Source organism: uncultured Microbulbifer sp., from assembly GCF_947489355.1.
Lineage (GTDB): Bacteria > Pseudomonadota > Gammaproteobacteria > Pseudomonadales > Cellvibrionaceae > Microbulbifer.
On the sequence record NZ_CANLDD010000002.1, the window covers coordinates 39,668 to 66,657 of the forward strand.

General features: G+C 53.8%; 31 protein-coding genes and 5 tRNA genes. 12 read left to right on the forward strand and 24 right to left on the reverse strand.

Annotated elements, in window-relative coordinates; translation table 11 throughout:
* Nucleotides 1-526: 526 nt before the first annotated feature.
* The 3 genes from Q1A48_RS02085 to Q1A48_RS02095 all read right to left on the reverse strand — a co-directional run bounded on the left by Q1A48_RS02085 (nt 527) and on the right by Q1A48_RS02095 (nt 1,252).
* The gene (locus Q1A48_RS02085; protein WP_299940491.1) at nt 527-703 is read right to left on the reverse strand and encodes a hypothetical protein; all 177 of its coding nucleotides are present in this window, start codon (nt 701-703) and stop codon (nt 527-529) included.
* A gap of 18 nt (nt 704-721) precedes the next feature.
* On the reverse strand, nt 722-910 hold the full coding sequence (locus tag Q1A48_RS02090; protein ID WP_299940494.1) for a hypothetical protein: 189 nt from the start codon (nt 908-910) through the stop codon (nt 722-724).
* A 126-nt stretch (nt 911-1,036) separates the two neighbouring features.
* Nucleotides 1,037-1,252, reverse strand: a complete 216-nt coding sequence (locus Q1A48_RS02095; RefSeq protein ID WP_299940497.1) for a Cro/CI family transcriptional regulator — start codon at nt 1,250-1,252, stop codon at nt 1,037-1,039.
* Between the two features lie 15 nt (nt 1,253-1,267).
* Between Q1A48_RS02095 and Q1A48_RS02100 the strand changes: the two genes are divergently transcribed.
* The 8 genes from Q1A48_RS02100 to Q1A48_RS02135 all read left to right on the forward strand — a co-directional run bounded on the left by Q1A48_RS02100 (nt 1,268) and on the right by Q1A48_RS02135 (nt 7,525).
* The gene (locus Q1A48_RS02100) at nt 1,268-2,023 is read left to right on the forward strand and encodes a S24 family peptidase (RefSeq protein ID WP_299940499.1); all 756 of its coding nucleotides are present in this window, start codon (nt 1,268-1,270) and stop codon (nt 2,021-2,023) included.
* A 232-nt stretch (nt 2,024-2,255) separates the two neighbouring features.
* Entirely contained in the window at nt 2,256-2,729 is a 474-nt protein-coding gene (locus Q1A48_RS02105) for a hypothetical protein (RefSeq protein WP_299940502.1), read from the forward strand.
* A gap of 16 nt (nt 2,730-2,745) precedes the next feature.
* Nucleotides 2,746-3,156, forward strand: coding sequence for a hypothetical protein (locus Q1A48_RS02110; RefSeq protein ID WP_299940505.1), 411 nt, complete (start codon nt 2,746-2,748; stop codon nt 3,154-3,156).
* Nucleotides 3,149-3,901, forward strand: coding sequence for a recombinase RecT (locus Q1A48_RS02115; protein WP_299940507.1), 753 nt, complete (start codon nt 3,149-3,151; stop codon nt 3,899-3,901). Before Q1A48_RS02110 ends, Q1A48_RS02115 begins: the two co-directional genes overlap by 8 nt.
* A complete protein-coding gene (locus tag Q1A48_RS02120; protein WP_299940510.1) occupies nt 3,898-5,463 on the forward strand; it encodes a YqaJ viral recombinase family protein in 1,566 nt (521 codons plus the stop codon). The genes Q1A48_RS02115 and Q1A48_RS02120 overlap by 4 nt, the downstream gene beginning before the upstream one ends.
* Nucleotides 5,464-5,547: 84 nt before the next feature.
* A complete protein-coding gene (locus Q1A48_RS02125; protein ID WP_299940513.1) occupies nt 5,548-6,078 on the forward strand; it encodes a hypothetical protein in 531 nt (176 codons plus the stop codon).
* A gap of 400 nt (nt 6,079-6,478) precedes the next feature.
* Nucleotides 6,479-7,045, forward strand: a complete 567-nt coding sequence (locus Q1A48_RS02130) for a BRO family protein (protein WP_299940516.1) — start codon at nt 6,479-6,481, stop codon at nt 7,043-7,045.
* Between the two features lie 288 nt (nt 7,046-7,333).
* Nucleotides 7,334-7,525 carry an AlpA family transcriptional regulator gene (locus tag Q1A48_RS02135; protein ID WP_299940902.1) on the forward strand — a complete coding sequence of 64 codons (192 nt, stop codon included), beginning with the start codon at nt 7,334-7,336 and terminating at the stop codon, nt 7,523-7,525.
* 215 nt (nt 7,526-7,740) lie between these two features.
* Here Q1A48_RS02135 and Q1A48_RS02140 read toward each other — a convergent pair.
* A tRNA-Ser gene (locus tag Q1A48_RS02140) sits at nt 7,741-7,828 on the reverse strand.
* Nucleotides 7,829-7,967: 139 nt separating this feature from the next.
* Nucleotides 7,968-8,534 (reverse strand): nitroreductase family protein, encoded by a 567-nt coding sequence (locus tag Q1A48_RS02145; RefSeq protein ID WP_299940518.1) that lies wholly within the window; start codon nt 8,532-8,534, stop codon nt 7,968-7,970.
* A 243-nt stretch (nt 8,535-8,777) separates the two neighbouring features.
* Between Q1A48_RS02145 and Q1A48_RS02150 the strand changes: the two genes are divergently transcribed.
* Entirely contained in the window at nt 8,778-10,178 is a 1,401-nt protein-coding gene (locus Q1A48_RS02150; RefSeq protein ID WP_299940520.1) for an adenylate/guanylate cyclase domain-containing protein, read from the forward strand.
* Nucleotides 10,179-10,221: 43 nt separating this feature from the next.
* Here the strand turns inward: Q1A48_RS02150 and cyoD are convergent, their stop codons facing one another.
* From cyoD to msrB, 13 genes are all read right to left on the reverse strand, one after another.
* On the reverse strand, nt 10,222-10,542 hold the full coding sequence (cyoD, locus tag Q1A48_RS02155; protein WP_299940523.1) for a cytochrome o ubiquinol oxidase subunit IV: 321 nt from the start codon (nt 10,540-10,542) through the stop codon (nt 10,222-10,224).
* Nucleotides 10,535-11,107, reverse strand: coding sequence for a cytochrome c oxidase subunit 3 (locus tag Q1A48_RS02160; protein WP_299940525.1), 573 nt, complete (start codon nt 11,105-11,107; stop codon nt 10,535-10,537). The genes cyoD and Q1A48_RS02160 overlap by 8 nt, the downstream gene beginning before the upstream one ends.
* A gap of 68 nt (nt 11,108-11,175) precedes the next feature.
* Nucleotides 11,176-13,251: a cbb3-type cytochrome c oxidase subunit I gene (locus Q1A48_RS02165; RefSeq protein ID WP_299940528.1), complete on the reverse strand. Its 2,076-nt coding sequence runs from the start codon at nt 13,249-13,251 to the stop codon at nt 11,176-11,178.
* Nucleotides 13,248-14,282 (reverse strand): cytochrome ubiquinol oxidase subunit II, encoded by a 1,035-nt coding sequence (locus Q1A48_RS02170; protein WP_299940531.1) that lies wholly within the window; start codon nt 14,280-14,282, stop codon nt 13,248-13,250. The genes Q1A48_RS02165 and Q1A48_RS02170 overlap by 4 nt, the downstream gene beginning before the upstream one ends.
* Nucleotides 14,283-14,589: 307 nt before the next feature.
* Nucleotides 14,590-15,420 (reverse strand): NADPH-dependent 7-cyano-7-deazaguanine reductase QueF, encoded by an 831-nt coding sequence (gene queF, locus Q1A48_RS02175; RefSeq protein WP_299940535.1) that lies wholly within the window; start codon nt 15,418-15,420, stop codon nt 14,590-14,592.
* 8 nt (nt 15,421-15,428) lie between these two features.
* Nucleotides 15,429-16,202: an ABC transporter permease gene (locus Q1A48_RS02180; RefSeq protein WP_299940583.1), complete on the reverse strand. Its 774-nt coding sequence runs from the start codon at nt 16,200-16,202 to the stop codon at nt 15,429-15,431.
* Entirely contained in the window at nt 16,199-17,134 is a 936-nt protein-coding gene (locus tag Q1A48_RS02185) for an ABC transporter ATP-binding protein (RefSeq protein ID WP_299940586.1), read from the reverse strand. The genes Q1A48_RS02180 and Q1A48_RS02185 overlap by 4 nt, the downstream gene beginning before the upstream one ends.
* Nucleotides 17,135-17,318: 184 nt before the next feature.
* Nucleotides 17,319-17,394: transfer RNA gene (locus Q1A48_RS02190), tRNA-Gly, on the reverse strand.
* Nucleotides 17,395-17,433: 39 nt separating this feature from the next.
* Nucleotides 17,434-17,509: transfer RNA gene (locus Q1A48_RS02195), tRNA-Glu, on the reverse strand.
* Between the two features lie 106 nt (nt 17,510-17,615).
* A tRNA-Gly gene (locus tag Q1A48_RS02200) sits at nt 17,616-17,691 on the reverse strand.
* 1 nt (nt 17,692) lies between these two features.
* A tRNA-Glu gene (locus Q1A48_RS02205) sits at nt 17,693-17,768 on the reverse strand.
* Between the two features lie 128 nt (nt 17,769-17,896).
* Entirely contained in the window at nt 17,897-18,706 is an 810-nt protein-coding gene (locus Q1A48_RS02210) for a DUF1499 domain-containing protein (protein ID WP_299940589.1), read from the reverse strand.
* The gene (msrB, locus tag Q1A48_RS02215) at nt 18,703-19,116 is read right to left on the reverse strand and encodes a peptide-methionine (R)-S-oxide reductase MsrB (protein ID WP_299940591.1); all 414 of its coding nucleotides are present in this window, start codon (nt 19,114-19,116) and stop codon (nt 18,703-18,705) included. The genes Q1A48_RS02210 and msrB overlap by 4 nt, the downstream gene beginning before the upstream one ends.
* Before the next feature lie 127 nt (nt 19,117-19,243).
* Between msrB and Q1A48_RS02220 the strand changes: the two genes are divergently transcribed.
* The gene (locus tag Q1A48_RS02220) at nt 19,244-20,458 is read left to right on the forward strand and encodes a pyridoxal phosphate-dependent aminotransferase (protein WP_299940594.1); all 1,215 of its coding nucleotides are present in this window, start codon (nt 19,244-19,246) and stop codon (nt 20,456-20,458) included.
* Nucleotides 20,458-20,880 (forward strand): hypothetical protein, encoded by a 423-nt coding sequence (locus Q1A48_RS02225; RefSeq protein ID WP_299940596.1) that lies wholly within the window; start codon nt 20,458-20,460, stop codon nt 20,878-20,880. The genes Q1A48_RS02220 and Q1A48_RS02225 overlap by 1 nt, the downstream gene beginning before the upstream one ends.
* Here the strand turns inward: Q1A48_RS02225 and Q1A48_RS02230 are convergent.
* The 5 genes from Q1A48_RS02230 to Q1A48_RS02250 are packed head-to-tail and all read right to left on the reverse strand — an operon-like array spanning nt 20,877 to nt 25,607.
* Nucleotides 20,877-21,818 (reverse strand): class I SAM-dependent methyltransferase, encoded by a 942-nt coding sequence (locus Q1A48_RS02230; RefSeq protein ID WP_299940598.1) that lies wholly within the window; start codon nt 21,816-21,818, stop codon nt 20,877-20,879. The genes Q1A48_RS02225 and Q1A48_RS02230 overlap by 4 nt on opposite strands.
* A 3-nt stretch (nt 21,819-21,821) precedes the next feature.
* The gene (locus tag Q1A48_RS02235) at nt 21,822-22,970 is read right to left on the reverse strand and encodes an ATP-NAD kinase family protein (protein ID WP_299940601.1); all 1,149 of its coding nucleotides are present in this window, start codon (nt 22,968-22,970) and stop codon (nt 21,822-21,824) included.
* Nucleotides 22,961-24,136: a 4-phosphoerythronate dehydrogenase gene (locus Q1A48_RS02240; RefSeq protein WP_299940604.1), complete on the reverse strand. Its 1,176-nt coding sequence runs from the start codon at nt 24,134-24,136 to the stop codon at nt 22,961-22,963. The genes Q1A48_RS02235 and Q1A48_RS02240 overlap by 10 nt, the downstream gene beginning before the upstream one ends.
* On the reverse strand, nt 24,133-25,026 hold the full coding sequence (locus tag Q1A48_RS02245) for a 5'-3' exonuclease H3TH domain-containing protein (RefSeq protein ID WP_299940607.1): 894 nt from the start codon (nt 25,024-25,026) through the stop codon (nt 24,133-24,135). Before Q1A48_RS02245 ends, Q1A48_RS02240 begins: the two co-directional genes overlap by 4 nt.
* A complete protein-coding gene (locus Q1A48_RS02250; RefSeq protein ID WP_299940609.1) occupies nt 25,023-25,607 on the reverse strand; it encodes an elongation factor P hydroxylase in 585 nt (194 codons plus the stop codon). The genes Q1A48_RS02245 and Q1A48_RS02250 overlap by 4 nt, the downstream gene beginning before the upstream one ends.
* Before the next feature lie 292 nt (nt 25,608-25,899).
* Between Q1A48_RS02250 and Q1A48_RS02255 the strand changes: the two genes are divergently transcribed.
* Nucleotides 25,900-26,586, forward strand: coding sequence for a hypothetical protein (locus Q1A48_RS02255; protein ID WP_299940610.1), 687 nt, complete (start codon nt 25,900-25,902; stop codon nt 26,584-26,586).
* Between the two features lie 142 nt (nt 26,587-26,728).
* Here Q1A48_RS02255 and tusA read toward each other — a convergent pair whose 3' ends face one another.
* Nucleotides 26,729-26,959, reverse strand: a complete 231-nt coding sequence (gene tusA / locus Q1A48_RS02260; protein WP_299940612.1) for a sulfurtransferase TusA — start codon at nt 26,957-26,959, stop codon at nt 26,729-26,731.
* Nucleotides 26,960-26,990: the final 31 nt, after the last annotated feature.

Genomic DNA, 26,990 nt, shown 5'->3' on the forward strand with positions numbered 1-26,990 from the left:
CTGGATAATGGCCCTACCTGTGGGGGATGGCTTGGGTTAAGCCCAATACCCTGAAACCACGGGAGGGGTGCACACCAAGTTTGCAGCCGCCATTTTGGTGGCTACGTTGGCAGCGATAAAGCCGCAGGCTAGTGTGGCTCAACACTCCGGGAGTCCATTGTGAGCTTGGGCTCTCGCTACTGGACTGTCCTAGGCGGGCCAGTAGCAACCGCCAGGCATGGCGGGATATAAATGAGCCAAATTCACGGCTCAACCGGTTGAGCTAGCTTGATTGGAAACAAACCATGAAAGGCAAACTCACCATCAGTATGTCCATCAACGTGCATGAAGTGCTGTATGCAATTGCAGCTCTGCTGTTTACAGCGCATGAGCTTGGACTCATTTAGAGGTAAAAGCCCCAGAGCCGGTGGCAGCCGGCCCTGGGCACTACCCAGCCCCCCTCTCTACTATGCCGATCTGTTAAAAAACTCTGGCAGCGCTTGGGCTGTCAGGGAAAATCTATATTCAGCCACCTTTCAGGGACTATTCAGGGCCTCCTGAACGCCCGAATATTACCTTTCGGAATTCCGGGCTTATTTCGTTTCTTTAACTCTCGCACCACAATTTCGGCGAAGAATTCTTCCGTAGTTTTGCCATGTTTTTTGGCCAGTTGATCTAACTTTTCGGCCTGCCCATGCGTGAACGGTGTGAACATTTCCTTCATAGGCCCTCTCCGGGGCCTTCAGGCCGCTTGACCTTCGTTGCTATCCTCATCAGAGAACAGCGCTAGCTGTGCTTCAACAAACTCACGCACCAAGACTGCTTTTTGCGTTCTGTTGAACTTTGCTAGCGCCTCAATAAGTTCATAGGTCGCGTCATCGACGCGTAGCTTGATCTCACGATCCTTAATGTGCTTGGGGTCTGCATACATACTTGATGCCCTTATCCTTATGTTGATTAATTTCTGTACTGTGCCTTTAACCCACATGTGTCGCCTTGCTCAACAAATCTATGTGATGGCCTTGTGTGTCGCTCTATCCAGCTATGCTGATTGTTGTCAGGCGCTGGCTTGCGTTGCCGTAAAGCTGATCGCGGGAGTTTTGGCTACATCAGGGGTAAGTTTTCCACCAGAGAGCCGCTCTATTTCGTATTGCCTTCTGATTGGTACACTCCCCGTGTATTCCCATTGGCGCACTGCTTCATAAGTGATGCCCAAGGCACGAGCGACTGCTCCACGAGATCCGAAATAGTCAAAAACTTGATCAACAGTCATTGAGAAGTCCTCCAATTGAACAATATAAAAGCACGCTTGCATTTAAAGTGCAAGCCCATTTGTCAAGAAAACTTGTATGTTGAGCAAATGAATGTGATAGACAGAATGAAAAAAGTTTTGGTGGATGAGGGCATCCCGACGCGCCGGATTAGGCGGCAGTTGGCGGAAGACTGTGGCGTAAGCTATGAGGCTGTGCGCCAATGGGATACGCGCGATACTCAGAAAATAGAGATGGATAGAATCATTCGCTTTGCCGACAAATGGGGGGTTGACATTCGGTGGTTAACAACTGGAAAAGGGAAAAGGGAACAATTTTCTAATATTCGCGATGAAATAGGCGTTAATTCTGATAATCTCAGCATTGGGCCAGACATCTATGGCGCGGTACCACTCATTTCTTCCGTGCAAGCTGGCCACTGGGAGGAAGCTATAGATAACTATCAGCCAGGGGACGGTGAAACCACAGTTCTGTGTACTGTCCCACACTCAAAGTACACATTTGCTGTTCGGGTAGAGGGTTCTAGCATGGAGCCCAAGTTTACCCATGGAGAGATAATAATTGTTGACCCAGAGGAAGATCCAAAGAATGGCGATTACATTATTGCTAGAAGGCTAGACAACCAAAAAGTAACCTTTAAACAGTTTATTTCGGATAGTGGCGAGTTTTTCTTGAAAGCTCTGAACCCACAGTGGCCTGAACCTATCATTCCTATTGATGCGAAGTGGGAGGTCTGCGGAGTAGTAATCAGTCGTCTCGAGAACTTCCGGTAAGCCCTCAATACAAACATATCTGGCTGAACACCAATTATCCCCATCAGGATTACCCCCCCTTCTCGCTGCTTCACAATAAAGCCCTATCAGGGCTGCTTTATTGATCACCTGCTTATGTGACCAACTCAAGCGATCTGGTCGCAAATAAAATACAAGTCTGCTTGCATAAACAGAAAAGAAATGTTTTATTTGTGGATGCAAGTTCACTTGTATTTTTATATAAGGAGACGTCATGAAGCTGGATACACAAGCATTCACCACCAACTCACCCAGACCAGCAGAGGACTCTCTGAGAGAATTTGAGCGCCATCAGCAACCTCAGCCCAGCAATACACAGAAACGGCTGACTCTGGTAAGGCGCTATCAAGTCCTGGCCGATGTACCTGCCCAGTACATTCATACAGAGGTGCATTCTGAAATTGAGTCTGAGCCGACTGAGTTCTGGGGGCGCCGGGAATTTAGCAATACCGTCGTAGACTACCTCGATAGCTTTTTGGTGTATCCGCCTGCCTTTCTGCACTCCCCTGAATACAGCGAAGTAGAAGCCATTGAGCTGGCCAACCGTCAGCGCAAAAGCATGAATATGCGCTTCACCTTCGAGTGTCCCTGTGATGACAGCGATGCGGCTGGTGACTGGCTAGAGGAAAAGTTGGAAAGTGGGCTTTACCCGGACTGGCACATCGACGAAATCATCCCGCTGAATTAATGGGGGTATTTCCAAAATGAAAACCAGCATAAACAAAGCCACGGTCCGGGCAACTCGCATCGCCAGTTATCTATTTCCGACCCTGAAAATAACCATAGTTCGTGACCGCGAAAAAGACTGGTGGAACGAGGTATGTATAGCTGTTCGGGAGCGCTGCCGCAATGCCTACGAGCGCCGGGGATGCCTGGAAAATCCCTACCCAGCAGGCGATTTACGGCGCTGGGAGTGGATACAGGAATCCCACGCAATCATTCATGAGCGTTTGCAGTCAACCCTGAACGACGTTGGTTGGGCAGAAGAGATCATCTACGAATTAGGTGCAGCAAAACGCGGTGAAATTATCCCTTTCCCGCAGCCGGACAAGGAGCCACAGAAGGAAGCGGCGAAACAAAAAGTGAACTGGGAGTGTGAGGATATTTATGTCTAGGGAAATTACAAAAGCCGGTGGCTTCGCATTGCAGCCTCAAAACATGAGCGAAGCCATGGAAATAGCCAACATGCTGGCCACCAGCCAAATGGTGCCAAAGCAATACCAGAACAAGCCCCAGGACGCACTGGTGGCCATGATGATGGGTGGCGAGCTTGGCCTTAACCCAATTCAGTCCCTGCAGAACATTGCAACCATCAATGGAAAGCCGTCCATATACGGCGATGCGCTCCTGGCCTTGGTACAAAACCATCCCTGCTTCGGTGGCCATGAAGAAAGCTTTGACGAGCAGACCATGACCGCAACCTGCACAGTCTGGCGCCGTGGAGAAGATAAGGTTCACACACAGACGTTTAGCCAGGCTGACGCCCAAAAAGCAGGTCTTTGGGGCAAGTCTGGTCCCTGGACTCAATACCCCAAGCGCATGTTGATGTGGCGGGCGCGAGGTTATGCCCTGCGCGATAAGTTTTCTGACGCCCTCGGTGGATTAATCACAGTGGAAGAGGCCCAGGACATCCCCGGAGAGCGTGACATTACTCCACGCAGAGAGCCTGCTAAGCAATGCCTGCCCGAACAGTATCCAGACGAGAAATTCAACACGAATTTTGAAACCTGGAAGGGCTTGATTGTGACAGGCAAGAAATCTTCCGAACAAATCCTGGCCACACTTGAGAGCCGTGCAGTCCTCAGCGAAGTACAGCGCCAGAAAATTCTAGCTATCGGCAATGAGGAAGCAGCAGCATGAGAATTCTAAACCTTACCCAAGGCACTCCTGAATGGCGCGCCGCCCGCGCTAAATACTTCACTGCTAGTGAGGCACCCATAATGATGGGGGACTCCAAGAGAATTAAGCGCACCGAGCTTTTGCACATGAAAGCTACCGGTACTGAAAAGGAGTATAGCGACTGGGTCCAGAAAAACCTTTTCGATAAAGGCCACGCGTTAGAGGCAAGTGCTCGCCCAATTGCTGAGTCAATCATTGGAGAAGAGCTGTACCCGGCAACCGCTGTTTGTGATGAAGACTATCTGCTGGCCAGTTTCGACGGTATCACCATGGATGATCGCATTATCTGGGAGCACAAACAGTGGAATGAGGAAAAGGCTTCCACTGTCCAGTCTGGACAGTGCCCTGTAGAAGATGCTTTCCAGGTCCAGCAACAGCTGTTAGTAAGCGGTGCTGAAAAGTGTCTATACATGATGTCTGACGGCACCGAAAACCGGTGCGTCCATCTCTGGTTACTACCAAATGAAAAGGATCAACAGTTTATCCTGGCAGGCTGGCAACAATTCGAGGAAGACCTAAATAACTACGAGCCAGCGCCAAAGGTAGTGGAAGTGGTAGGAAGATCCCCAGGCGCCTTGCCAGCACTACACATTGAAGTTACCGGCAAGGTCACTGCCAGCAACCTGCAGCAATTCTGCGACCACTCTCTGAACGTATTCAAGGGCATCAGTACAGAGCTGGATACCGACCAAGATTTCGCTGATGCAGAAAAAACTGTGAAGTGGTGCAAAGAGGTTGAAAAGCGCCTTAGCGCTGCCAAGGACCACGCCCTCAGCCAAACCCAGTCCATTGATGAACTCTTTAAAGCCATTGATGACATCAGCGGAGAAGCGCGCACCAAGCGCCTGCAACTGGAAAAACTGGTAAAGGCACGCAAGAGCGAGATAAGAGAAGAAATCGCCATGTCCGCCGCTAAGGGCATGACAGATCATATTGAGCAGATTAATCAGACATTCGACGGCAGGGTCCGCATGCCAGCAATCCCTGCCAATTTTTCCGGAGTGATGAAAGGCAAAAGAACCTTTGCCAGTCTACGCGATGCTGTCAGCACTGAGTTGGCCCGCGCCAAAATAGAAGCCAATCAGATTGCCGACAAGATCCGTATCAATCTGGAAACGCTTCGCACAGCTACTGCTGGCTATGAAACGCTATTTTCCGATATCCATGCTCTGGTACTGAAAGATGGTGATGACCTTCGAGCAGCTATCACTGCACGCATCGCCGAACACAGAGAAGCTGAAGAAAAGCGCAAACAAGAAGAGGAACAGCTTCAAGAGGAAGCCCAGCGCTTTGGTGAGCAAGTAGATCGGGACCGTGAACGCGCTCAAAAGTCTCACATTCAGCCAGCAAACCCGTCCATCAGTCAAGTCTCCTCTCCCTCCACCCGAAGGAGGCGCCCCTGCGATGCAGTAATCATTGGCACCATCGCCACTCAATTTCGGGTGAACGAATCCACGGTTATGGAATGGCTTATGGACATGGATCTTCAGAGCGCAAGCAAAGCTCTGGCGAGTAATTTTTAACCCGCGCCTCTGGCGCATTCAATCAGCTGTACCCCCAAGCTTAGGGCCTTTGGTACTGGGCCCATTTTTTAAAAGGATCTAATTATGGATGTCAAAATCGAAAGCGCCCAGCCCTACGAAACTGTCGAGGCACCAAAGGTTGAAACCTCTGAATGGATAAATTTCTCGGGAAATGAGACTGCTGATCTTCCAGCAGGAATTGAGCCAGATGCCCCAATCGCCATCCGTCTGCGTCAGGGCACAGAGATGGTTGTATTTGCCGGTGACTCGTTTGATCTGCCCCTTGGGGATTGGGATCACGACGACCACGAAAAAGATATTGTGGCCTACCGGCTACTGTCTGCCGAAGAGGCACGAGAGTTTATCAGAGCCCAAGCTGTTATCGAATATTTCTCTGGGCATTTGGAGGAGGAGATTGATCGCTGGCACGTTCTTGTTGAAGACCTAAAGGTAAAATTCAGCAATCCCCTATTTAAATGCTTGATGCCAAAGCTAGTTGTCGCCCTCCACTGTCCAGCGGATTGTGAGCATAAAGCAGTCACTGCTAACGCTTCCAAATCCCAAGCCTGGGTTTTACAGCAAGTCATGCCGGCGTTTAGCGAACCATCCAAGTAAGGAAGGAGTGCGGCGTGAAACTCTGGCAATCCCTCACCGGCATCGCCGCACTCATTTTCTGATGGATTAAATAGGCATGAACATGCAAAAGGCGCCAATACGGAAGAACACACTTCCCCTGTTGACAAAAATCGGGGAACAGTGCCATGCTTATCCCGCTCTCGCAAAATCGAGAGCCGGGATTAGCACCCCGTTTACCAAAGGCGCCAGGAAGACGCCTCTAGTTGTATGCGTCTTTTTTTGTGGCTGCAGTAAGCCCCTGGCAGTTATGGCGGGCTGTACGGGCCTCCTTCGGGAGGGCCGTTTCCTTTGGGCGGTAGTGCTAACCCGTTCAGTCCGCCACCCTTCCGAGATTAGCACCTTCTGCGTGGCGGCTAACCCGCAACCAAAGGAAGCTGCCATGCCTACCCCCACCATCATTCCGTTTGAATTTCATTCCCATACTGTGCGCGTCATAGACGTTGATGGCGAAGTCCAGTTCATCCTATCGGATGTCACTAATGCTCTTGGATTTACCCGCAGCCGGGATGCTGCTCGCGTTCTCGATGCAGATGAAAAGGGGGCGCATACTGTGCGCACCCCGGGCGGAAATCAAAAAGTAATCACCGTTAATGAGTCTGGCCTTTATCATTTAATCCTCAAAAGTCGAAAGTTTGCCGCCAAAGAGTTTCGTCGTTGGGTTACTTCGGAAGTTCTACCCTCCATCCGCAAAACCGGCGGCTACCACACCACCCAAACCACAGACGCCGACAAATACGCCCTGCTAAACGCAATGGTGGCTCAGATGCGCCTGCCAGGTAACCCAGTCGTAGTGCCTTATCTGGACCTGATCCGCCTTGCCACCCGCTGCGACGCAATGATCAAGTTAAGCCATAAAACCGCGGGTTTGGCAGAGTGCCTGACACAAGACCTGCAACAGCTAAAGGCCGCAACTGGGAGAGGGCTTCTACTGGAGGACAGCGCATGAACTATTCACCGAATACAAACAGAACCTCTCAAGGAACGGCAAGGGGAGAAGAAATGAATATCAGATAATCCTACCTCCTTACTAACAGCCGGTGTTGTTTTTTTATGCTCCGCCCTGGAAAAAAGCTAATTAATTTAATCGACAAATCTAATGCTTTCCGCAGTGATAACAAAATGAAATTGAGTAAAGACGAAAGGAAAAGCAGATCTGATGAAGGTGGCGCGGCTTTGGCCGCGTCGCAATTTACAGAATAAGGAAATGAAGCACTGTGACTCAAAAGGTAAGAATATGAAAACACCTCGCCGCATTTTGCGATTACCTGAAGTTGAGCGACTCACCGGCTATAAACGTAGCAGTATTTACCGGATGGCCAAGGAAGGACAGTTTCCTCAGCAAAAGCGGATAGGGCCAGGCGCCGTTGGCTGGGACAGTCGAGAGGTGGAGACTTGGGTAGAGAAAAAACTTGATGGTGTCGCATAAAAACATTCACCTGATTTGGCGATGCTTTACGACGAGCCTACTAGATGTTTTTCCAAAATGGCCTGGAAGCACACCCCAGATCCACATAGTTTAAATGCCTATAGGCTTGTTGGGATGCTTGAAGAGTAGCGCAGTATTAAGTGGGGGGCTAAGTGGGGGATTGTAGAGCTAAGAAATAAAAAATCCCTGAAAAATCAGGGACTTATTTTCAAAAATGGCGGTGAGGGAGGGATTCGAACCCTCGATGCCTTTCGACATACACACTTTCCAGGCGTGCTCCTTCGGCCACTCGGACACCTCACCAAATTGTTACCCCCTGAGGACAACTCGCCTTTAGAAGGGGTGTTCTCGATTTCTAAATATCCAATGAAATCAATAAGATATCTACCATCCTGGTCGAGAGACCGCGCACTTTACCCAAATGCCTCTCCATATGCAAGCACTAATGTGTATTCCAATATGAAAAAAACGCATCCACCTGTAGATCAGGTGCCTGGCGAGGAGCACTTTCGGGGGTCCCGCAATAGATAAAGCCGTCTATTCGGTCGTTCTCAGCCAGCCCAAGCTCCTTGGCCACCAGCGGATTGCCTGCCAATGGGCCGGTACGCCAATAAGCACCCACACCCTCAGCGTAGGCGGCAGTGAGCATGGCCTGTACTGCTGCGGCCGTGGACATATGCTGTTCGAGATAGGGCACCTTTGGGTGCTCCTGCAGGCGGGTAATGGCAATGATGATTAAAGGCGCACGCAAGGGCATGCCCAGGGTCCGCTGGCGCTGTGCCTCCGTCAGGGCCACCCCCTCTGCCTGCTCGCTCGCATGCAGGAAAATCCGCCCCAGGCGCTTACGCGCCTCTCCTTCCACCAGCAGGAATCTCCAGGGGCGCAAACAGGCATGGTCCGCCGCACGTAAGGCAGCACGAAAGAGGTTTTGTCGCTGCTGTTCGGTTGGCGCGGGGCCTATAAGCTTGCCTGTTGAAACTCTATTATGCAGGGCTATCAAGGCATCCATGGTGCTCTCCAGTTACATTCTGAGTCCGAAGTCTACCGCAATGAACCTTAGCAATGCCTGCACTGGCCCAAAGTGCGCAAAAGGCCCGGCAACGGATTTTTTCGCAATCTGGGTTTTGGAAGAGTACACTTCACCTAATAAAACGCTGCGCAGCCATTGCCCGACACAGGGGATACTGGAGCCCATCTTCCACCTGCTCGCAACATGTTCAATTTCTGCTCCAATGGAAAAAGATAACCACAAATGCAGAACCAGCACGAAGGAGACACAGGGCGGAGCATCAACCCCCATTACACCACCTATTTTCGCATCCTGGTCTGTTTCGCGGCAGCAGGCACCCTGGCCAATGTCAGTGCAGACGGCTGGTCCCCCCCCTGGCAGTTAGACAAGCTGCTCAGTATCAGTATGGCGGTGTTACTAGTAACTTACTGCGCCGTCGCCCAGTATATTCTTTGCCGGGTCCAGGCTATAAAAGCGCAAAAGACCCGCCGCCTCCTGACCTTCATCGATACAGTATTGATTGGCATTACCATCGCGCTGGCCAACTTTAGCATGCTCCCATCCCTGCTATTTGTTACTGTTGTACAGCTGAATGCCCTCACCTCAGGCGGCGGACGCAACTGGTTTGAGCATAATGCCGGCCTACTGGTGGGCGTTGCCGCTGGTTACCTAATGCACAGGCCAACACTGTTAATCAGTGCCGACCTCACCATCAGTACCGTGAGCCTCATTGGGATTTTGGCTTATCTGTGCGCCTACGCTTTTTTCACCCAGCGACAGATCAGGCTGCTTGAAAGCGCTAACTGCGCTCTGATAACCGAGCAGCGGGTAAGCAAAGTGCGCTCCTACAAATTGTCCAAATACCTGCCCAAACGACTGTGGCGTTCTGTAACCACCGGTGACGAGCAAGCCCTGACCACCCAGAGGAAGCTGCTGAGTGTTTTCTTCTCTGATATCAAGGATTTCAGCCAGCTTACTGAGGAACTGGAAGCGGAAACCTTCACGCTTCTGCTCAACAACTATCTCTCCGAGATGGCCCGCATCGCCGGGCAGTACGGCGGTACCATCGATAAATTTATTGGCGATGCGGTGATGGTGGTATTTGGAGACGACGAAAGTAATGGGCCAAAATCCGATGCCCTGCGCTGCGTGGCCATGGCCCTGGCAATGCGCAAGCGCGTGCGAGAAATGAAACAGGAATGGTACAGTAAAGGGATCTCACGCCCCTTGCAGGTGAGAATGGGCATCAATACTGGCTACTGCACCGTGGGCATTTTTGGTACGGCCAACTACCAGTCCTACACAGTGATGGGCACTCATGTAAACCTGGCTTCGCGCCTTGAAGGTGCAGCCCAGCCCGGGGAAATCCTGATCAGCCACGAGACCTGGGCCATGATTAAGCACACGGTCATGTGCCGCGACAAAGGGCATATCAGCGTAAAAGGGATCAGCACCCCGGTAAAGGTCTACCAGGTAACCGATCTGCGCAAAAACCTTGGTGGCCAGCAGAGCTATCTGGAAGAACACGCACCCGGCTTTTCCATGCACCTGGACCTGGACAAAATTCGCAATTATGACAAAGAAAAAGTGTTGCAGTCCTTACAAAAAGCAACTTCCAGCCTGAAGACCAAGGTGATTATTTGAGTCTTGTGATTATTAGTCTGCAGAGCCATCACAATTTGGTTTGTTAAAGGGCTGTGTGCATACGCACAGCCAGGTTACCCATAATCCACACGGTACCCAGAACGATAATCAACAGAATCAGGGTTGAGAACAGTACCAGTGCCAGATTTTCACGCTGCTCTTTTTGCGTAGTCGCATTTAGGAAGTACTTGAGCTGCACAACCAGCTGGGCCACTCCCAGCAGTCCTACCAGCAACAGAACACGCTTATTATCCGGACCTGCAGAGAGCACCGCTGCGAAGGCGGCGAGCGTCAACACTACAGACAGTACATAGCCGGTGAGATAAGCACGCAAATGGGTTGTAAATCCGGATTTGTCAGCCATATATCCACCCGCCAAAGTAGACTACCGAAAAGATCCCGATCCAGATCAAGTCCAGAAAGTGCCAAAACAGAGCCAGGCGCAAAAAACGCAGCTTTATGATATCCACCATCCCCACGCACCATATCTGTGCAATCAGCACCAGCATCCACAGACAACCAAATGTGACATGTAGCCCGTGCAGGGGCACAAGGCCAAAAAAGGCGGACAAATAACCACTACGCTGTGGTACCCCCCCTTTTGCGGCCATTGCTGAGAAATCGTAAAGCTCCAAAACCAGAAAGCCGAGCCCCAGAACCAGGGTCAGCACCACCCAGAATAAAAAACTGGCTTGGCTACGCTGGTGTTTCATGGTAACCGTGGCAATACCCACGGTGAGGCTACTGGTAAGCAGCAACATAGTCTGAGCAAACAGGCTGCCAAAATCGAACAACTCCCTCGGACCGGGCCCCCCGGCCGTGGCGCCGATCATAGTGATATAAATGGCGAAGACGACCCCAAAGAAAATCAGATCGCTCATCATAAAAACCCAAAACCCGAAGATGGCCACATCCGGGTCTTTGTGCAAGGCCCCTGGAGTATCTCCTGGGTTCGTGCTCGGATTATTGATTGCAGTGTTTCCTTCCATCTGTTGGTCTAATGCTCCAATTTGGCATAGCCTGTGTTTTGCGGGGTATTTTCAAAGTCCCTGTCCACCGCTTGACTCTTTTTCACCAATCCCAACCATCGCTCCGTATCCGACTGGACCTCACTTGCCGAAATAACCTGCTCGGATTCCCAGCGAAAAGAGGAAGCTATCACTGCGCCGAGTATCAGCAGCGCAGAGGCCAGGGCCAGCCACCACATATACCAGACCAGAGCAAACATCAGGACTCCACTGGTCACACACAGAATAAAGCCCAGGGAGTTGTTTTTCGGAAGCTCAATATCCCGGTATACCTTTGGCGGCTGATAGGCGTACCCCTGTTCCTTGGCCTCGGTAAATGCATCCCGTTCCGTTACCCGGGGCAATTGGGCAAAATTATAGGATGGCACCGGTGCCGGTATCGACCACTCCAGAGAGCGGCCATCCCAGGGGTCACCCACGGGCACCCGGTTTTGATTTCTGTTGCGCACGCTCACGATCAATTGCACCACAATGGTAATCAGCGCGGCGAGTATCACCATCGCACCAATAAAAGCCACCACCATAAAAGGCTTGAAGGTCAGATCCATATAACTGAAGGAGCGCCGTGGCATACCGAGCAGCCCCGCTCCATACAGAGGGAGAAATGTCATCATAAAACCGGCAATCCACAGAAACGCTGACAGCCGGCCCAACTTGTCATTAAGACGGAAACCGAACGCTTTCGGAAACCAGTAATTGTATCCAGCGAGAAGACCAAACAGCACACCGGGAATCAGTACATTATGGAAATGCGCTACCAGAAACAAGGTATTATGCACCTGGAAATCCACGGTCGGATTGGCCAGGATCACGCCGGTCAAACCGCCGACCACAAACAAAATCAGAAACCCAATGGCGTAAATCATCGGTGCGGTAAAGCGAATCCGTCCCCGGTACATGGTCGCCATCCAGTCATAGACTTTAACACCGGTGGGTACCGCAATCAGCATGGTCGCAATACCGAAAACGATATTGATCGTGGGGCTTTGCCCCATGGTAAAAAAGTGGTGCAACCACACGGTAAAACTCAATACCGCAATACTTGCAGTAGCAAAAACCAGAGATTTATACCCGTAGAGTCTCTTTGCGGAAAAAGTGGAAAAAACTTCGGAAAAAACACCGTAAGCGGGTAAGACCAGCAGGTAAACCTCTGGATGTCCGAATAGCCAAAACAGGTTGGCATAATTCATCATGTTCCCACCGAGATCATTGGTGAAAAAATGAAAATCCAAGTACCGATCCAAGCCCAACATCAGCGCTGCTACACTGAGCGGTGGCAGGGCAAAAATCATCAAAATAGAAGAGCACAGCGCCGTCCAGCAGAACATCGGCATACGAAAGGGCCGCATCCCGGGGCAACGACATTTCAAGATGGTCACGGTGAAATTAATCCCCGTAAGGGTGGTGCCCACGCCGGAAAATACGATGGCCCAGATCCAATAGTCAGGGCCGACACCGGGGCTGAAATCCGCCCCCGTGTAGGGTGGATAAGCGGACCAGCCACCGGTGGAAAACTCACCCACCACCAGGGATATCATCATTAACAGGCCGGATGACACTGTGACCGCCAGGCTGATCTGGTTTAATACCGGAAAAGCCACATCGCGGGCACCAATCTGAAGTGGCATCACGTAGTTGATAATACCCACCAGGAATGGAACGGCCACGAAAAACACCATAATAGTGCCGTGGGTACTAAACAACTGGGCAAAGTGGTCTGCATAGAGAAATCCCTCTGGTGCGGCGGCCTGTTGCGCCCGCATCACCATCCCTTCCAGCAGACCGCGAGTCAGCATCACCAATGCAAACACAATATACATGATGCCGATTTTTTTATGATCCGTACTGGTCAACCACTCGGACCAGAGCATGCCCCAGACCCGATACCAGGTCATCAATCCGAGTGTGGCAAGTGTGGCAAAAATGACAATGCTACCGGCGGCACTGGCAACAGCCTCACTCACCGAGGGATTATGCAGGAAGCTGCTGAAAACGATTGAATCCCAGTTCAATTTTCCCAGCCAGAAGTGATCGGCACTACTCATGGTTGCGCATCCTTCACAGCATCCCTACTCCGGCCAAATTTTTCCGTACCGGGTTGCTCCTCAATACTGAGCGGTTTGCCGGAGTGATAGCGCATCACAATGTCCCGGAAAAGCTGTAAATTGGGCAGCGTGAAATAAATGGCTTTGGCAGGCATTTGCGCCGTGGCCAATTCACTATGCGCCTTGCGCCGAGTTGAACGCTCAGCCAAACGATGATAGGTGGCCGTATCCAGTTCAATTCCCACAGCACGCACCTGTTCCGACCAGGTATGAAATTCCTCTTCGCTCCTCACCGATACTGTAAATTTTTGATCGGCAAATCCCCTTCCCGTGAACTGAGTGTTTTCCCCCTCGGTTTCCCCAGTTTTCGAAGCAATAAAATTAAGCTTGGTGGTCATACCCGGCATCACGTAGATTTGCCCAGCGAGAGCGGAGATCAGGAATGATTGCATTACCGTATCGCTGGTCAAAGTCATGGATACTGGTGTGTGTACAGGAATCACCAGTTCTCCAACCGTGGCGATACCCAGGTCGGGGTAAATGAAAAGCCATTTCCAGTCCAGTCCCACCACCTGCATCTGTATAGGCGGTAGAACCCCTTCAACCGCCTGGTAGGGGTCCAACCGGCTGGTGGCACGCCAGAGCATGGAAGACAGGACCAGTATCACCATAAAAGGGACACCCCACATCATCAGCTCCAGCGGACCGTAAGATTCCCACTTGGGTGCATAAATACCGTGTCCTTTCTTGCGGCGGTACTTGATCAGTATCACCGGCACCAGGATAAACACCGGAAAGATCGCCACCATGGTCAGGGCTATCACCCACAGGAAATGCGTTTTCTGCTCCTGGGCGATGGGCCCCAGAGGCACCAGGAAAGACTCGGCAGCAGAGACTTGGCCGGGACTCAATAAGAAAGGTAGAAAAAACAAGAATACAAGCGTGAGCCTGGGCAAATGGAAAAATCTCCACTCCAGCGCCGGGTGGCTCAGTTGCAGAAACCCCACAGGCGATCCAACTTTCCAGTCCATGGTAAAGTCCGCCGAAGATATTATTTCCCCGTCAATCAGGCAGATTGCCAGGTCCGTATGGCATAAAAAAAGTCACCACCGCTCTGTGTGCCCCTTGAATGCAAGCAACTCTGCGCGGTTGTACCGCTACTTCAAGGGCGATTGTTCGGCAAACCGTCTCACCAGACCAGAATAGCTGATCGGGGCACGCTTGTCCGCCAGCCGAACGCCAGCTCGGGGGGCAATGGATGTTGCTTTGCGTGTTTACAATTGGAAAACCCATTCCCCACCAGAGTGCTTCCGGGCCAATCCTGAAAAAACCGGAAGACTACTGGCGGGGAAAGCGCGGTGGCAAATGTTTCTCAATACACGTAGTACGCAGGGGGTTAATATCCAGGCCCCCGCGGCGAGTATAGCGGGCGCAAATCGTCAGCTCGGAAAAATCCGCCAGCTGCCGGAGATCACAAAACATGCGCTCTACACAGTGCTCGTGAAAATCCTGATGTTCGCGAAAGGAAATAATATAGGCCAATAGCGCCTCACGCTCGAGCGCTGGTCCCTTGTACTCCACCACGACTGTGGCCCAGTCCGGTTGACCGGTAACCGGACAGTTGGTGCGCAGCAGATGGCTATAGAGTGTTTCGTTCACGTCCTCCTCGCGTTTGTCCAGGGCGAGCAGTGCCGAATCCGGCTGGTATTGCGCCACTTCGATATCCAGAGGATCCAGGCAATAGCCCTGGGGCTTTTCCACCGTCAGGGCCGCATCCTCCACATCCATCAGGGTGACGCCCACATTGATTAGAGCGGCGGCGCTCAGGTCCCGTGTCAGAGTATCCTGTACCAAGCGCCAGGACTCAAACCTGCTCTGATTAAACGCATTCAGATACAATTTGAGGGATTTGGACTCCACCATGTGGGGACTCTCTGCCGGAAAGCTGAAGCGCGCCACTGCCACCTGGGGCTTGCCCCTGGGGTTCAGCCAGGAGAGTTCAAACGCCCACCACTCGTCCACCCCAAAAAACGGCAGCGCACCGGGGGGCAGCCCCAACTGAGCGCGGGAAACAGAGCGCTGGATTGGATGCAGCAACTGCGGGTTGTAGGTGGATTCGTAAGTGGTCTCCCGGCCCAGAGGGAGATTGTGCCAGTCTTTTCTGCTCATACTCAGCCTCAGTGCCGCAAACGCTTGCCGTGGCTCATCAGGTAGAGACCCCAGCCCACAAGCAATGCAATAAATATCAGAACCCCGACAAAAGCCCAAACCACATTGATATCGGAGACGCCCAGAATCCCGTACCGAAAGGAATTCACCATATACAAAATCGGATTCAGTTTCGACAGCCCCTGCCAAAATGGGGAGAGCAAATCAATGGAGTAGAAGACACCCCCCAAATAAGTGAGTGGTGTCAGTACAAAAGTGGGGATAATGGAAATAGCATCAAAACTGTTGGCATAGATCGCATTGATAAATCCAGCCAGGGAAAACAATACTGCGGCCAATAACACGATGGCCGTGGTGACAACCAGATACTTCACACTCAATGAAGTAAAAAACACTGCCACCAGGGTTACAATCAAACCGACCATTAAACCCCGCGCGACGCCCCCAAACACATAGCCAGCCATCACCGTCCAGTTGGGCGTGGGGGACACCAGAAGCTCCTCAACACTGCGTTGGAACTTGGCACTGTAAAAAGAGGAAGCCACATTCGCGTAGGAATTGGTGATCACCGACATCATAATCAACCCCGGCACCACGAACTCCATATAGGGATAGCCACCCATGTCACCGATCCGTCTGCCAATGAGCGAGCCAAAAATAACAAAATACAGGGACATGGTGATCACTGGCGGTACCAGCGTCTGCGGCCATATGCGGGTAAAACGCCGCAGTTCGCGACGGAAAATAGTGCTGAATGATATCCAGATCAACTTGCCGCTCACTGCTCTAGCCCTTCCATTTTTTCCTCAGACAGCATGGAGAGAAATAATTCCTCCAGACGGTTGGCGCGGTTGCGCATACTGGTCACAGTGACGCCCTGTGCCTTGAGCGCAATGAAAAGCTCGGTCAACGACTGGCCCTTCTCAACAGTGACTTCCAGGGAATGGCTGTCCAAGAGGCGGCATTCAAATTCCATCAAAACCGGCGCCTTGGTCAGATACGCGTTGCAATCGAGGATAAACGTCTCGCGATTGAGTGTTTTCAGCAGGGACTTGATCGAGGTGTTCTCAACAATAATTCCCTTGTCGATAATGGCAATATTGCGGCACAGGCTTTCTGCCTCCTCCAGGTAGTGGGTTGTGAGGATTATCGTGGTGCCCTGCGCGTTGATCTTCTCCAGGAAACGCCACATGGAGCGGCGCAACTCAATATCCACCCCGGCGGTCGGTTCATCGAGGATCAGCAGCTTCGGTTCGTGAATCAGTGCCCGCGCTATCATCAACCGGCGCTTCATTCCTCCTGACAGCATACGCGCCTGGGTCGCGCGCTTGTCCCAAAGACCCAACTGCTTTAAGTACTTTTCTGTGCGCTCCCCAGCCAGTTTGCGCGGCATCCCGTAAAAGCCCCCCTGGGTCATTAAGATGTCGGAGACCTTTTCAAACTGGCTGAAATTGAATTCCTGGGGTACCACACCCAGCAAACGCTTGGCGGCGGAGAAATTCCTGTCGGTATCAACCCCGAAAATTGAAACACTCCCCGCCGTCTTACGCACCAGCGAGCAAATAATGCCAATAGTGGTGGACTTACCCGCACCATTGGGACCTAACAGGGCAAAAAAGTCCCCCGGCTGTACCGCAAAGCTGATGCCTTTCAGAGCCTGAAAGCCATTTTCATAGGTTTTTTGCAAGTTTTGGATGGATAGCGCCGCAGTCATCTTTCACTCCTATCGCTGAAAGCGCCATTCAACGGGCTTGCCTGGAAGATTTCAAGCACAGGGCAGGGATTTGACTCTAAACGCCGCCGAGCAGTTACAAGCCGGGGCGCACTAGTGAAATAGATAGACTAACAGGCAATAGACTGGAAAATTAAAAAGTCGCTCGTTCGAGCGGCTTTTTAGTTGGAGCGGGAAACCGGGTTCGAACCGGCGACCTCAACCTTGGCAAGGTTGCGCTCTACCAACTGAGCTATTCCCGCATTTTGGATTGGCCCGGCAGCTCGGCTGCCGGGCCCTATTGGCATCCCCAAGGGGAGTCGAACCCCTGTTACCGCCGTGAAAGGGCGGTGTCCTAGGCCTCTAGACGATGGGGACAAAAACCTGCACTACAACCTGCGGGTCTCGTGCTGCCACACTGTCTTTGGCACTGCCAGCAAACAATCGGTGGCCATACTCTGCCTGGCAGAGTAACTTATAGAATTGGAGCGGGAAACCGGATTCGAACCGGCGACCTCAACCTTGGCAAGGTTGCGCTCTACCAACTGAGCTATTCCCGCATGGCATCCCCAAGGGGAGTCGAACCCCTGTTACCGCCGTGAAAGGGCGGTGTCCTAGGCCTCTAGACGATGGGGACCCAGATTTACTTGCGTTGTCGCAGCGCTCTACAGTGTAGCTCCGCGTCAGAAGTGGGGCGCATTCTATGCACCACCCGGGGTGCTGTCAACATTCCCGTTAAATTTTTTTTCTTTTATTGTCAGACACTTACCCAACCCAACGGATTCCGGTAGACAGGCCCCAAAGCCGGACCGAGGCACTGTTATGCACACTTTTAGCCCGAAGGTGTAGTGCTTCGAGAAATACGCGGATACGCTTCGCATTGGCACCCAGATCACTGACGCCCACACGGGAGCTGGAACGCACATCCACCCGGGAGCCCCCATTGTCCTCCGCCTGCACCCGCACCACAATGTCATCGCTTAACCCCAGCAACCGTGTCCTGTCCACTGCTTCCAGATAACCGCGCTCGGGCTGGTAGGATACAAGTTTCCAGCCTAGCTCCTCTGCCACCTCTGCCGCCAACTCTGTCGTGCGAACCACGGGTAACTGGACCTGCAGGGGCATTATATCCGCATAGACATCAACGCCGCGCTGCAGGCGGGCCACGGGTTCTCCCCCATATTCGGCACTGTTATCCCCTGCCTTGCGCAGAGCCAGAATTGCGCGGTATTGGGGCGGATTGCGGGTATCTGTGCTGATATCGTGAATTCGCGGTACGCTGAAGTTGTCCTTGCCCACCGTCATCAAGGGCACTGCCACCGGCAACAACCCCAATAAAACTGCCCACAGGGCATTGCTGCGGGCATCGACATTGTGACTGCGCACACCCCAGACAAAGACAAACAGACCGGCCAGCGCAATCGCCAGCGCCGCCAACCCAGCGTAAGTGAATACCTTGAAGGCCATCCCAAAGTGCAGCAGCCCGAACCTCAGCGCCAACCCAGCGAAAACAATGGCAGTGAGTAAAACCCATTGCGCCCACAACAGAGCGCGACTCCAGTGCCTGTGTGTCACCCCTCACCCCCTTTCTCGCCATCGTCTTTTTCGAGCTTTACCGACAGGGAATTCACGCAATAGCGCAAGCCTGTGTCGGTGGGGCCATCGTTAAATACATGCCCCAAATGGCTGTCGCAGTTGCGGCAACGAACCTCCACCCTGTGCATGCCTAAACTGCTATCGGGCAAGTCTCTAGTGATGCCCCGGCTCGCCTCTGCATCGAAACTGGGCCAGCCGCATTGGCTCTCAAACTTCGCTGCAGAGTCAAACAGCACTTCGCCACAACAGCGGCAGCGATAGACACCCCTGTCAAAAACATCCCAATACTCCCCGCTAAAGGGCGCCTCTGTCCCACCTTTGCGGCAGACTTCAAACTCTTCGTCTGTCAGCTTATCGCGCCAGTAGTTATCGTCTTTTTGTTTTGACATACTCTGTTACCCGTAATTACCAGTTCCCGCAGGAGCGGTGCCGACCGCTAGTGGACTTCCCGGCTTTTGCGCAGCTCGCTCGCGGCCCAGGGCGGCTCCTGCCAGGCCACAGGGTTGCCGAACCACCATGAAGGACATCCATAAATCTGACAAACTGCATGGCGTCTGCTATGAAATCCGCGGCCCGGTGATGGAACAGGCCCATCGCATGGAGGAGGAAGGCCACCGCATACTCAAACTGAATATCGGCAACCCCGCCCCTTTCGGCTTCGACGCCCCGGATGAGATCATCCAGGATGTTATCCTCAATCTCACCCGCGCCCAGGGCTATGTGGAATCCAAGGGGCTGTTCGCTGCACGCAAAGCCATTATGCAGGAGTGTCAGACCCTGGGTATCCAGGGAGTTGATATAAACGACATTTATCTGGGTAATGGCGTCTCCGAGCTGATCTCCATCGCCATCCAGGCGCTGCTCAATACCGGCGATGAACTGCTACTGCCCATGCCCAACTATCCTCTGTGGATGGCGGCAACCAATTTAACCGGTGCCAATCCAGTATTGTACCGCTGCGATGAAGCTGCCGGTTGGCTGCCGGATATCGAAGACATCAAGTCCAAGATCACACCGCGCACCCGCGGCATCGTGGTCATCAATCCCAACAACCCCACCGGCGCCATCTACCCGCGGGCACTGCTGGAAGATATGGTCGAAATCGCACGCAGCCACAACTTGGTGATCTTCGCCGATGAGATCTACAGCAAAATTCTCTACGACGGTGCGGAGTTTACTCCCATGGCCAGACTGGCCCAGGACGTGCTCTGCCTGAGTTTCAACGGCCTGTCCAAATCCTATCGCCTGGCCGGATTTCGCTCCGGCTGGATGGTGATCAGTGGCGCTAAACATCGGGCCGAGGGATTTATCGGTGGTGTGGATATGCTGACTTCCATGCGCCTGTGCGGCAACGTTCCGGCCATGTTCGCGGTGCAAACGGCACTCGGTGGCTATCAGAGTATTAACGATCTGGTGCTGCCCGGCGGACGCTTGGGCCAGCAACGCGACCTAGCCTACCGCATGCTCAATGAAATCCCCGGCGTCAGCTGCGTCAAACCCAGTGGTGCGATTTACCTGTTCCCCAAACTCCACCTGGATCACCACAAGATTGACTGTGACGAGCACCTGGTATTGGAATTTTTGCGCCAGGAAAAAATTCTGCTGGTTCAGGGTACCGCCTTCCACTGGGATGCACCGGATCACTTGCGTATCGTCTTCCTGCCCCAGGCTAACGATCTCTGCCACGCCATCGAGCGCCTGGGTTATTTTCTGGAGCGATATTCCCGCTGATGTTGGACGATTTACATATCCACGATTTTTACCGCCACGCCGGCAGAATCCTGCTGACGTTGTTCGGCCAGTTCCCTGTACCAGCCACCCTTTATGTAGAGGATATCGCCGGACCCGATACCCCGGACGCATTTGGGCTGCACTCGCCGCGCCATCTTGCCTGCCTGGGGGCAATGACGTGGCTGCAGCAGAGTGGCTATATCGGTTTTTCCCAGCTGCTGCGCCAGGAAGCGATAGAAAAAGCCGTGTTGAGCCACAGGGGCTTTGTGCTGTTAACCAACACCCAGGCCGAGTCGGAGCAGAGCAACGCACAGTTGCTCAGCAGCGCCGTGTCCAATGGTTCATCCGCGAAACTGCAGGCGCTGATGGAGCGCCTGATGCGGGAGTTCGCCGCATCCGGATGCAGTCTGTGTAACCACTAATGCTGTCGGCGGTATTTTACGTGCAGCATTTTCAGTGCCGCATCCGGGTCCTGATCCGGAAAATCCGGATTCTGCGGCAGGCGCGCAGCCACTGCATACCCCGTATCGGCTTCGAGAATCAATTCGCGAAAGCGGGCCTCACTGTAGCGCGGGGAGTTGATTACCATCAGCAGATCCGCCTCCTGCGCGAGGCAGACGGGCAATTGCTGCAGCAGTTTTGTGTAGTTATGGCCCACATCAAAGCGGCCTTTCTGGCGTGTGGGCGGGTCCACCACCCCCAGTTGGAAGGGACCGCGCCGGTCAAAGCGCTTGAACTGGCGCAGCGCATCCAACGGCAGAAACTGGATACCCTTCAGGGACAGGCCATTGATCGCGTGGTTCTCGCGCCCGCGGTTCAACACACCGCGGTTCACATCCACATTCACAATGTCAATATCCCCTGCAGCGCGGGCCACCGCGGAAAAGGCGCAGGTAAAGGCGAACAAATTGAGCATTTTCACCGATTCTTGTCCCGTGCGAATGCGGATCTGTTCCTCCAGCCAGACCCGACCCGGTTCGATATCGAGAAAGAAACCCACATTCTGCCGCTCGAAAGTGAGGGGAAATTGCAACCCGCCACGCCGCGCCACCGGTGCCGCTACTGCGGTGCCACACGGCCAGCTCACCGGCACCCCGGCCAGATAGCGCCGCTGCACAGCGACACCCCGATAACCGCAGGGCTGCGCCAGCTGCCACAATCGTTCACATAGCGCCACCTCCCCTGCGTGCGCCTCAAAAAAAGTCACCAGCATTGCCGGAAAAAAACTGTCTACACAAACCTGCTCCAACCCCCCATAGTTGCGCCCACGGCCATGGAATAACCGCCGGCTATCCCCGCGGCCCTCGGCTAACTTGCACGCAACCTGTCTTAGTAATGGCTCCCAAGGGGCGGACAGCATTCTCTAGAGTGTCCCGTTGCTCAGAGGATAGAGGATCGCATCCCGGTAGCCAGTTACAACCCGGATAAAACCCGACCACTGCCGATCCAGTTCGGGATCGCCACTATCCACCAGCAGAGGGCGGCCGCCCAGTTCGGTAATTTTGGTTTTGGTGGCCACCACCATTAAGTGATCGCGCCCCACGGCCCGCAGGACACTCGGGGAAAACTGCTGGTTGCCACGGCCAAGCAAATGGCCCTGTCCTCCAATGGCGGTGAGAATAATGTTTACCGGGCCTTGGTGCTGCGCAATGGCCGCCTCAATTTGAGGGGTGCTTACATCTATCTGTTTTAAAGTGCCGCGCTGCAGCAGATCCACTCCCAGCAAAGTGCCCTGGCAGCCCAGTGCATTCAATATCGCCAAAGTGGTGGAACCCGGACCGACGATATAGAGTGTTTGCGGGTCCAGTGCCTCAAGTATGTCAGCAGCGATATCCTCCACCGCCAATGCCTCGACTTCACGCCCGGCATTTTTTACTGCCTGCAAAAAGTGGCCTTCCCGAGGTACCAGCAGTTCTCCATAGTAGCGGGTACGCACGCGCCCCTGACGAAAAGACTGTTCGTCGATATCCCGCACCTCGCACGCACACAGGTCCACCAGCTGCCCCGCCATCAACCGCCGCAATACCTCACCCCCAGCCTTGGGCGAGATGGCAAAACAAGCCGAATGCATCTTGACGCCGGCGGGAATCCCCAATACCGGGAAATGTTCACCAAGGGCGTTGACGATATTGCGTGCGGTGCCGTCACCGCCGATAAACACAATCAGGTCGGCACCGGCATCACGGATAGCAACGGCGGCCTGTTCAGTATCCGCAGAAGTGGAGGGGGAGGACTTCGCAGCCCCCAGGGTGCGCACAGAAAAACCCAGCGTACGGGCGGTTTCCTCTCCCATTTCGCCGGCAAAACACAGTAGTTCCAACTGCCCGCGATGGAGCCTCAAAGCCTCCAGGGCAATGGCCGCGCGCTTGTAGGTTTGGGGTTTGATACCCAAAGCCAGGGCCCGTGCAACCGTCTCGGCACCATCACTGCCCTTCAGCCCCGCCGGGCCACCGATGCCTGCCCAGGGATTAATGATCAACCCGAGTTTGTTAACCTGCTTGTCTATTTGCACATCAGACCCAACACTGCCAGTTGTTGCAATTCCTCTTCACTCAGCGCCTCCGCCGGGCCTGTGTAGTGGCAAAACTCCAGGCGCTTGGGGTATTCCCGGCGCAGTCGGTCAAATGCCTGCGCCATGGGCTCAGTGCCGAACGCGGCTTCGCGCAGGCGGCGATCATCCACGCGCGGATCATATATCTGCAGCAGCAGATCCGCCATTGCTCCCCCCTGTCCTGTCCCTGGGTCAGCCTCGCAACTATTCCTCAGACTTCCCGGCACAATCCGGAGGGTGGCGGTATCGCCTGAGGCCTCTGGAGACACCGCCGGAAGCGCAAGATCCATCACAGCGGACAACCTTTCGCGAATCTGACTGGTTCCCGCCAACTTGCCGTCGTCACTGTAACCGGCAATATGCGGGGTGGCTAATTCCACCCGTTGCAACAGTTCGGTATTGATCTCCGGCTCGTTCTCCCAGACATCCAACACCGTACTGAAACGCCGTTCCCGTTTGAGCTGTTGAAGCAGTGCGCGGTTGTCCACCACCGCACCGCGCCCGGCACTAATCAGCACAGCACCATCGCGGATATGCGCCAGCTGCTCTGAACCGATCATATGTAGGCTGGGGAAGCGCCCGCCTTTGACCAGTGGTGCGTGCAAACACACAATATCCCGCCCCAGCGCCTGCGCCAGTGTGGCAGAATCCGGGTTATCCGGCAGCCAGGGGTCATATACTGCACAGGAGGCACCCAGGGCGTGCAGGCGTTTTTGCAATAAACCGCCCACATTGCCACAACCCACAATACCAAAACTGCGCCCACGCCAATCGACCTCCAAAGCGGCCAAGGCACAGAACACATATTCCACCACGGAATTGGCGTTGCAGCCGGGTGCAGCACACCAGTGAATGCTATTGCGCTCCAGCCACGGGATATCCAAATGATCTGTACCGATGGTGCAGCTGCCAACAAAGCGCACCGGCGTGCCCTGCAAGAGGCTCTGATTCACTTTGGTCACGGAGCGCACCAGCAGGATATCCGCTTCGGCCAACTGCTCGCGGCTCAGGGTGCGGCCTGGGCAACGCTGCAGAGTGCCGAGATCACCAAAGTACGACTGCAGTGCTGGAATATTTTCATCGGCAACGATCCTGAGCCCGACATTTTCTGTGGCTGTGTCATTCATTCAAGCTCTCCATGCGCACGACCCAGGATACGCGCCATTTTGCCGGCGAGGCCGGAAATACCGAATTCCTCTGCCAGGGCATGTGCCAAATACAGGTCGACAGGTTGGGGACGCAATTCTCCAGGATTGATATCCAGCGCCATATTTTCCTCCAGGCAGGTCAAGCGTTTGGCCAGGCGCAACTGGTCCGCATACCGCTCAAGACGTGCAGCGGTCCGCTTGGCACCACGAAACGGCAGGGCGGCCACCCTGCCAAGCTGTGCCAGCAGGGATTCAATATCTTCGCACTCGCCCAACAAATAGGCCGCGGTTTTGGGGCCAAGCCCGGGAATACCGGGAATATCGTCACTCCGATCCCCCACAAGGGCCAGGTAATCGGCAATCTGCCCCGGGCGTACACCAAACCTCTGCTCCAGGGCATCGCTGTCCATATGTCGGTCCGCAGCAAGATCCCACAGGGACGAGGCACCACGGGCCAGCAACTGCCCCAGGTCCTTGTCACGACTCACGATGATCGGCGCATACCTGCGCAGCTTGCGGGTCAGGGTGGCGAGGATATCATCCGCCTCGTAGCGTTCACTGGAGAAGCTGGTGATACCCAGCGTCTCCGCCATCTCCCGGCAGGCCGTCAACTGGAAGGCCAGCGCAACATCGGGCATGGCGCGACTGCACTTGTAGTCGGGGTAGAGTGCATTGCGAAAGCAGTTTCCCAGGGATTCATCGAATGCACAGGCGATATGGTGCGGGCGACGCGCCAGCAGATCCAACAGCAGATTGGTAAAACCGTAGACCGCCTCGGTGGCATAGCCGCTACGGCTGTGCCAGTGGGGCGGCAGGGCAAAGTAATAGCGGAAAATATAAATTGGCGCGTCGATCAGATAACTGCTCACGATAAATCCGCCAATTGGTAAATCCCGGCGCTGAACGGGTCGGGCCGCCCAAATTCACAGGCCAGGGCCCGGGCAAAGGCCCGCGCACGGGCGTTGGCCCCCTTGTCGCAGTATTCCCGCACCCGCGCCCAGATCGCCATCTTGAAACTGTCGCTGGGACCCAGGCCACTGTATAGATTGTCGCTACTCGCCCGGAATCTGAGGCCGCAGGCCCGTGCAAAAATCCACTCCAATGCCTGGGGTCTCACCTCCACCTCCTCGAACGCCCCCTGCTGCTCGGCACTGCGCCCATCTGGCAAATACCAGTACCCATAATCCGGCAGCCGGCGGCGAGCCTCTCCGGCCAGGCACCAATGCGCTGCCTCATGCAGAGCGCTTGCGGCATAACCCCGGGTAAACTCCACTTGGTGGTGTCTCTGACTTCCCCCGGCGGGTCGGTAGTAGGGCTCAAAGTAGCCGCCGCAAAGTCGGGTATTGAACCCTTTTGGGTCGGCAAAACAGCGATCAAATACTAAGGCGATGCGATCAGCCATTGGTTGAGTAGTAGAAACTGAAGCTATTTCCGGGTTCCGAACGGGCAAGGTGTTCTCCAGGGCACCACAAAGGTGTGGACTATATCAACGCCGGCGCTGCAATCAAAGCGGTGCTGGCACAGAGCAGGTTCGCCGCCCTGGTTGTATTTCCGCAGATCAACATATACCTTTATTGGCAGGGATGTCGCCAAAGGTAAAGCTTGTTGCGAATCCCTTCAGAGGGGGAATTAATGTATTCCAACACCCCCTTCTCCGGTCTCCCCTCAGTGACAGTGCTTTCGCAGTCGCAGCTGCATCTGGGTGGAGACGGTATCCAACCGGCCCTGCCAGGAGGTGTTCCATGACAGATCACTGCTGCAACAATGTGGTTGACCTCTTCACCGGCGAGCCGATCGGCACTTCGGCGGAAAAGCGCTTTATTCGTCTTTCTCCGGAACTCGACGGCTTGGAAATGCTCTACTCCAACAACGCCAGCGGAACAGATTTCTACAGCTTGAAGATTCTGTGCTGGGGACTCAAAGCCAATGGCGAGGTCGTGGGCCTCGTTCCCTGGTTAAACTCCATTGTGGCCTGCCCCGATATCCAGGACCCGCTGGACGGGTGCTTTAAGGGCTATTATGACCCCGGTATTGAAGAGATCTTCCACCAGCCCCCGATCCACAAAATCGTTGAGTTGGAGACTGCGGCGGAATATTTCGAATACGAGAGTAACAAGGCTGAAGAGGTACTTCAGGAAATCCCCGATAGTATTGGCACCCATGCGGTGTTTATGGACGAGGACAGAGAGAACCTGACACTGATAGAAGTCATCAGTTGGCGCCTGCACGCCGATGGCGGCATTCTCGGCATGTTGATAGATCACGATATCGTTGAAACCACCCCGGTACTACCGGGTGACCACTGCCTTTACCCGGCACAACAGAGTGAGGGCTTCCGCTACTTCTTCCAACACCATATCGCCAACAAGATCAAATCCGAGGACCCGGAGGCACTGGCGGCTATAGCTGCGCTGGTTACAGCGCCATAAGACCCATCCAATCGACCAAACGGTCGGTACCATATGCGTCCATCCATGTGTGGTCGGTTTAAAGCCGGCCTCACTCTCTGGGCGCTGTGCCATTGACCCGGCGATGCTCTTTGCTGGTTTCATAACAGATATTTCTGACCAACTATCCCACTCTTTTGATCCAAAACACGAATTCCGTATTTTCCTCGGCCTGTTGAAGCAGCTCGTAACCGAGAAACTGACAGAATTTAGGAACATCCCGCAGGGTGGAGGGGTCGGTGGCAAGCATTTTCAATACCTCCCCATCAGCGACTTTACGCACTGCCGAGTGCAGCAGCATCAGAGGCTCTGGACACAGCAAGCCGCGGGTATCAAGGATGTGATCTGACTTCATAGTGCGCATTGTGTGCAATTTAACCGACGCC

Coding starts and splice junctions, on each gene's coding strand:
- Q1A48_RS02085 (WP_299940491.1), bottom strand. CDS start 703: ATGAAGGAAATGTTCACACCGTTCACGCATGGGCAGGCCGAAAAGTTA.
- Q1A48_RS02090 (WP_299940494.1), bottom strand. CDS start 910: ATGTATGCAGACCCCAAGCACATTAAGGATCGTGAGATCAAGCTACGC.
- Q1A48_RS02095 (WP_299940497.1), bottom strand. CDS start 1,252: ATGACTGTTGATCAAGTTTTTGACTATTTCGGATCTCGTGGAGCAGTC.
- Q1A48_RS02105 (WP_299940502.1), top strand. CDS start 2,256: ATGAAGCTGGATACACAAGCATTCACCACCAACTCACCCAGACCAGCA.
- Q1A48_RS02110 (WP_299940505.1), top strand. CDS start 2,746: ATGAAAACCAGCATAAACAAAGCCACGGTCCGGGCAACTCGCATCGCC.
- Q1A48_RS02115 (WP_299940507.1), top strand. CDS start 3,149: ATGTCTAGGGAAATTACAAAAGCCGGTGGCTTCGCATTGCAGCCTCAA.
- Q1A48_RS02120 (WP_299940510.1), top strand. CDS start 3,898: ATGAGAATTCTAAACCTTACCCAAGGCACTCCTGAATGGCGCGCCGCC.
- Q1A48_RS02125 (WP_299940513.1), top strand. CDS start 5,548: ATGGATGTCAAAATCGAAAGCGCCCAGCCCTACGAAACTGTCGAGGCA.
- Q1A48_RS02130 (WP_299940516.1), top strand. CDS start 6,479: ATGCCTACCCCCACCATCATTCCGTTTGAATTTCATTCCCATACTGTG.
- Q1A48_RS02135 (WP_299940902.1), top strand. CDS start 7,334: ATGAAAACACCTCGCCGCATTTTGCGATTACCTGAAGTTGAGCGACTC.
- Q1A48_RS02145 (WP_299940518.1), bottom strand. CDS start 8,534: ATGGATGCCTTGATAGCCCTGCATAATAGAGTTTCAACAGGCAAGCTT.
- Q1A48_RS02150 (WP_299940520.1), top strand. CDS start 8,778: ATGCAGAACCAGCACGAAGGAGACACAGGGCGGAGCATCAACCCCCAT.
- cyoD (WP_299940523.1), bottom strand. CDS start 10,542: ATGGCTGACAAATCCGGATTTACAACCCATTTGCGTGCTTATCTCACC.
- Q1A48_RS02165 (WP_299940528.1), bottom strand. CDS start 13,251: ATGAGTAGTGCCGATCACTTCTGGCTGGGAAAATTGAACTGGGATTCA.
- Q1A48_RS02170 (WP_299940531.1), bottom strand. CDS start 14,282: ATGGACTGGAAAGTTGGATCGCCTGTGGGGTTTCTGCAACTGAGCCAC.
- queF (WP_299940535.1), bottom strand. CDS start 15,420: ATGAGCAGAAAAGACTGGCACAATCTCCCTCTGGGCCGGGAGACCACT.
- Q1A48_RS02185 (WP_299940586.1), bottom strand. CDS start 17,134: ATGACTGCGGCGCTATCCATCCAAAACTTGCAAAAAACCTATGAAAAT.
- msrB (WP_299940591.1), bottom strand. CDS start 19,116: ATGTCAAAACAAAAAGACGATAACTACTGGCGCGATAAGCTGACAGAC.
- Q1A48_RS02220 (WP_299940594.1), top strand. CDS start 19,244: ATGAAGGACATCCATAAATCTGACAAACTGCATGGCGTCTGCTATGAA.
- Q1A48_RS02225 (WP_299940596.1), top strand. CDS start 20,458: ATGTTGGACGATTTACATATCCACGATTTTTACCGCCACGCCGGCAGA.
- Q1A48_RS02230 (WP_299940598.1), bottom strand. CDS start 21,818: ATGCTGTCCGCCCCTTGGGAGCCATTACTAAGACAGGTTGCGTGCAAG.
- Q1A48_RS02240 (WP_299940604.1), bottom strand. CDS start 24,136: ATGAATGACACAGCCACAGAAAATGTCGGGCTCAGGATCGTTGCCGAT.
- Q1A48_RS02255 (WP_299940610.1), top strand. CDS start 25,900: ATGACAGATCACTGCTGCAACAATGTGGTTGACCTCTTCACCGGCGAG.
- tusA (WP_299940612.1), bottom strand. CDS start 26,959: ATGAAGTCAGATCACATCCTTGATACCCGCGGCTTGCTGTGTCCAGAG.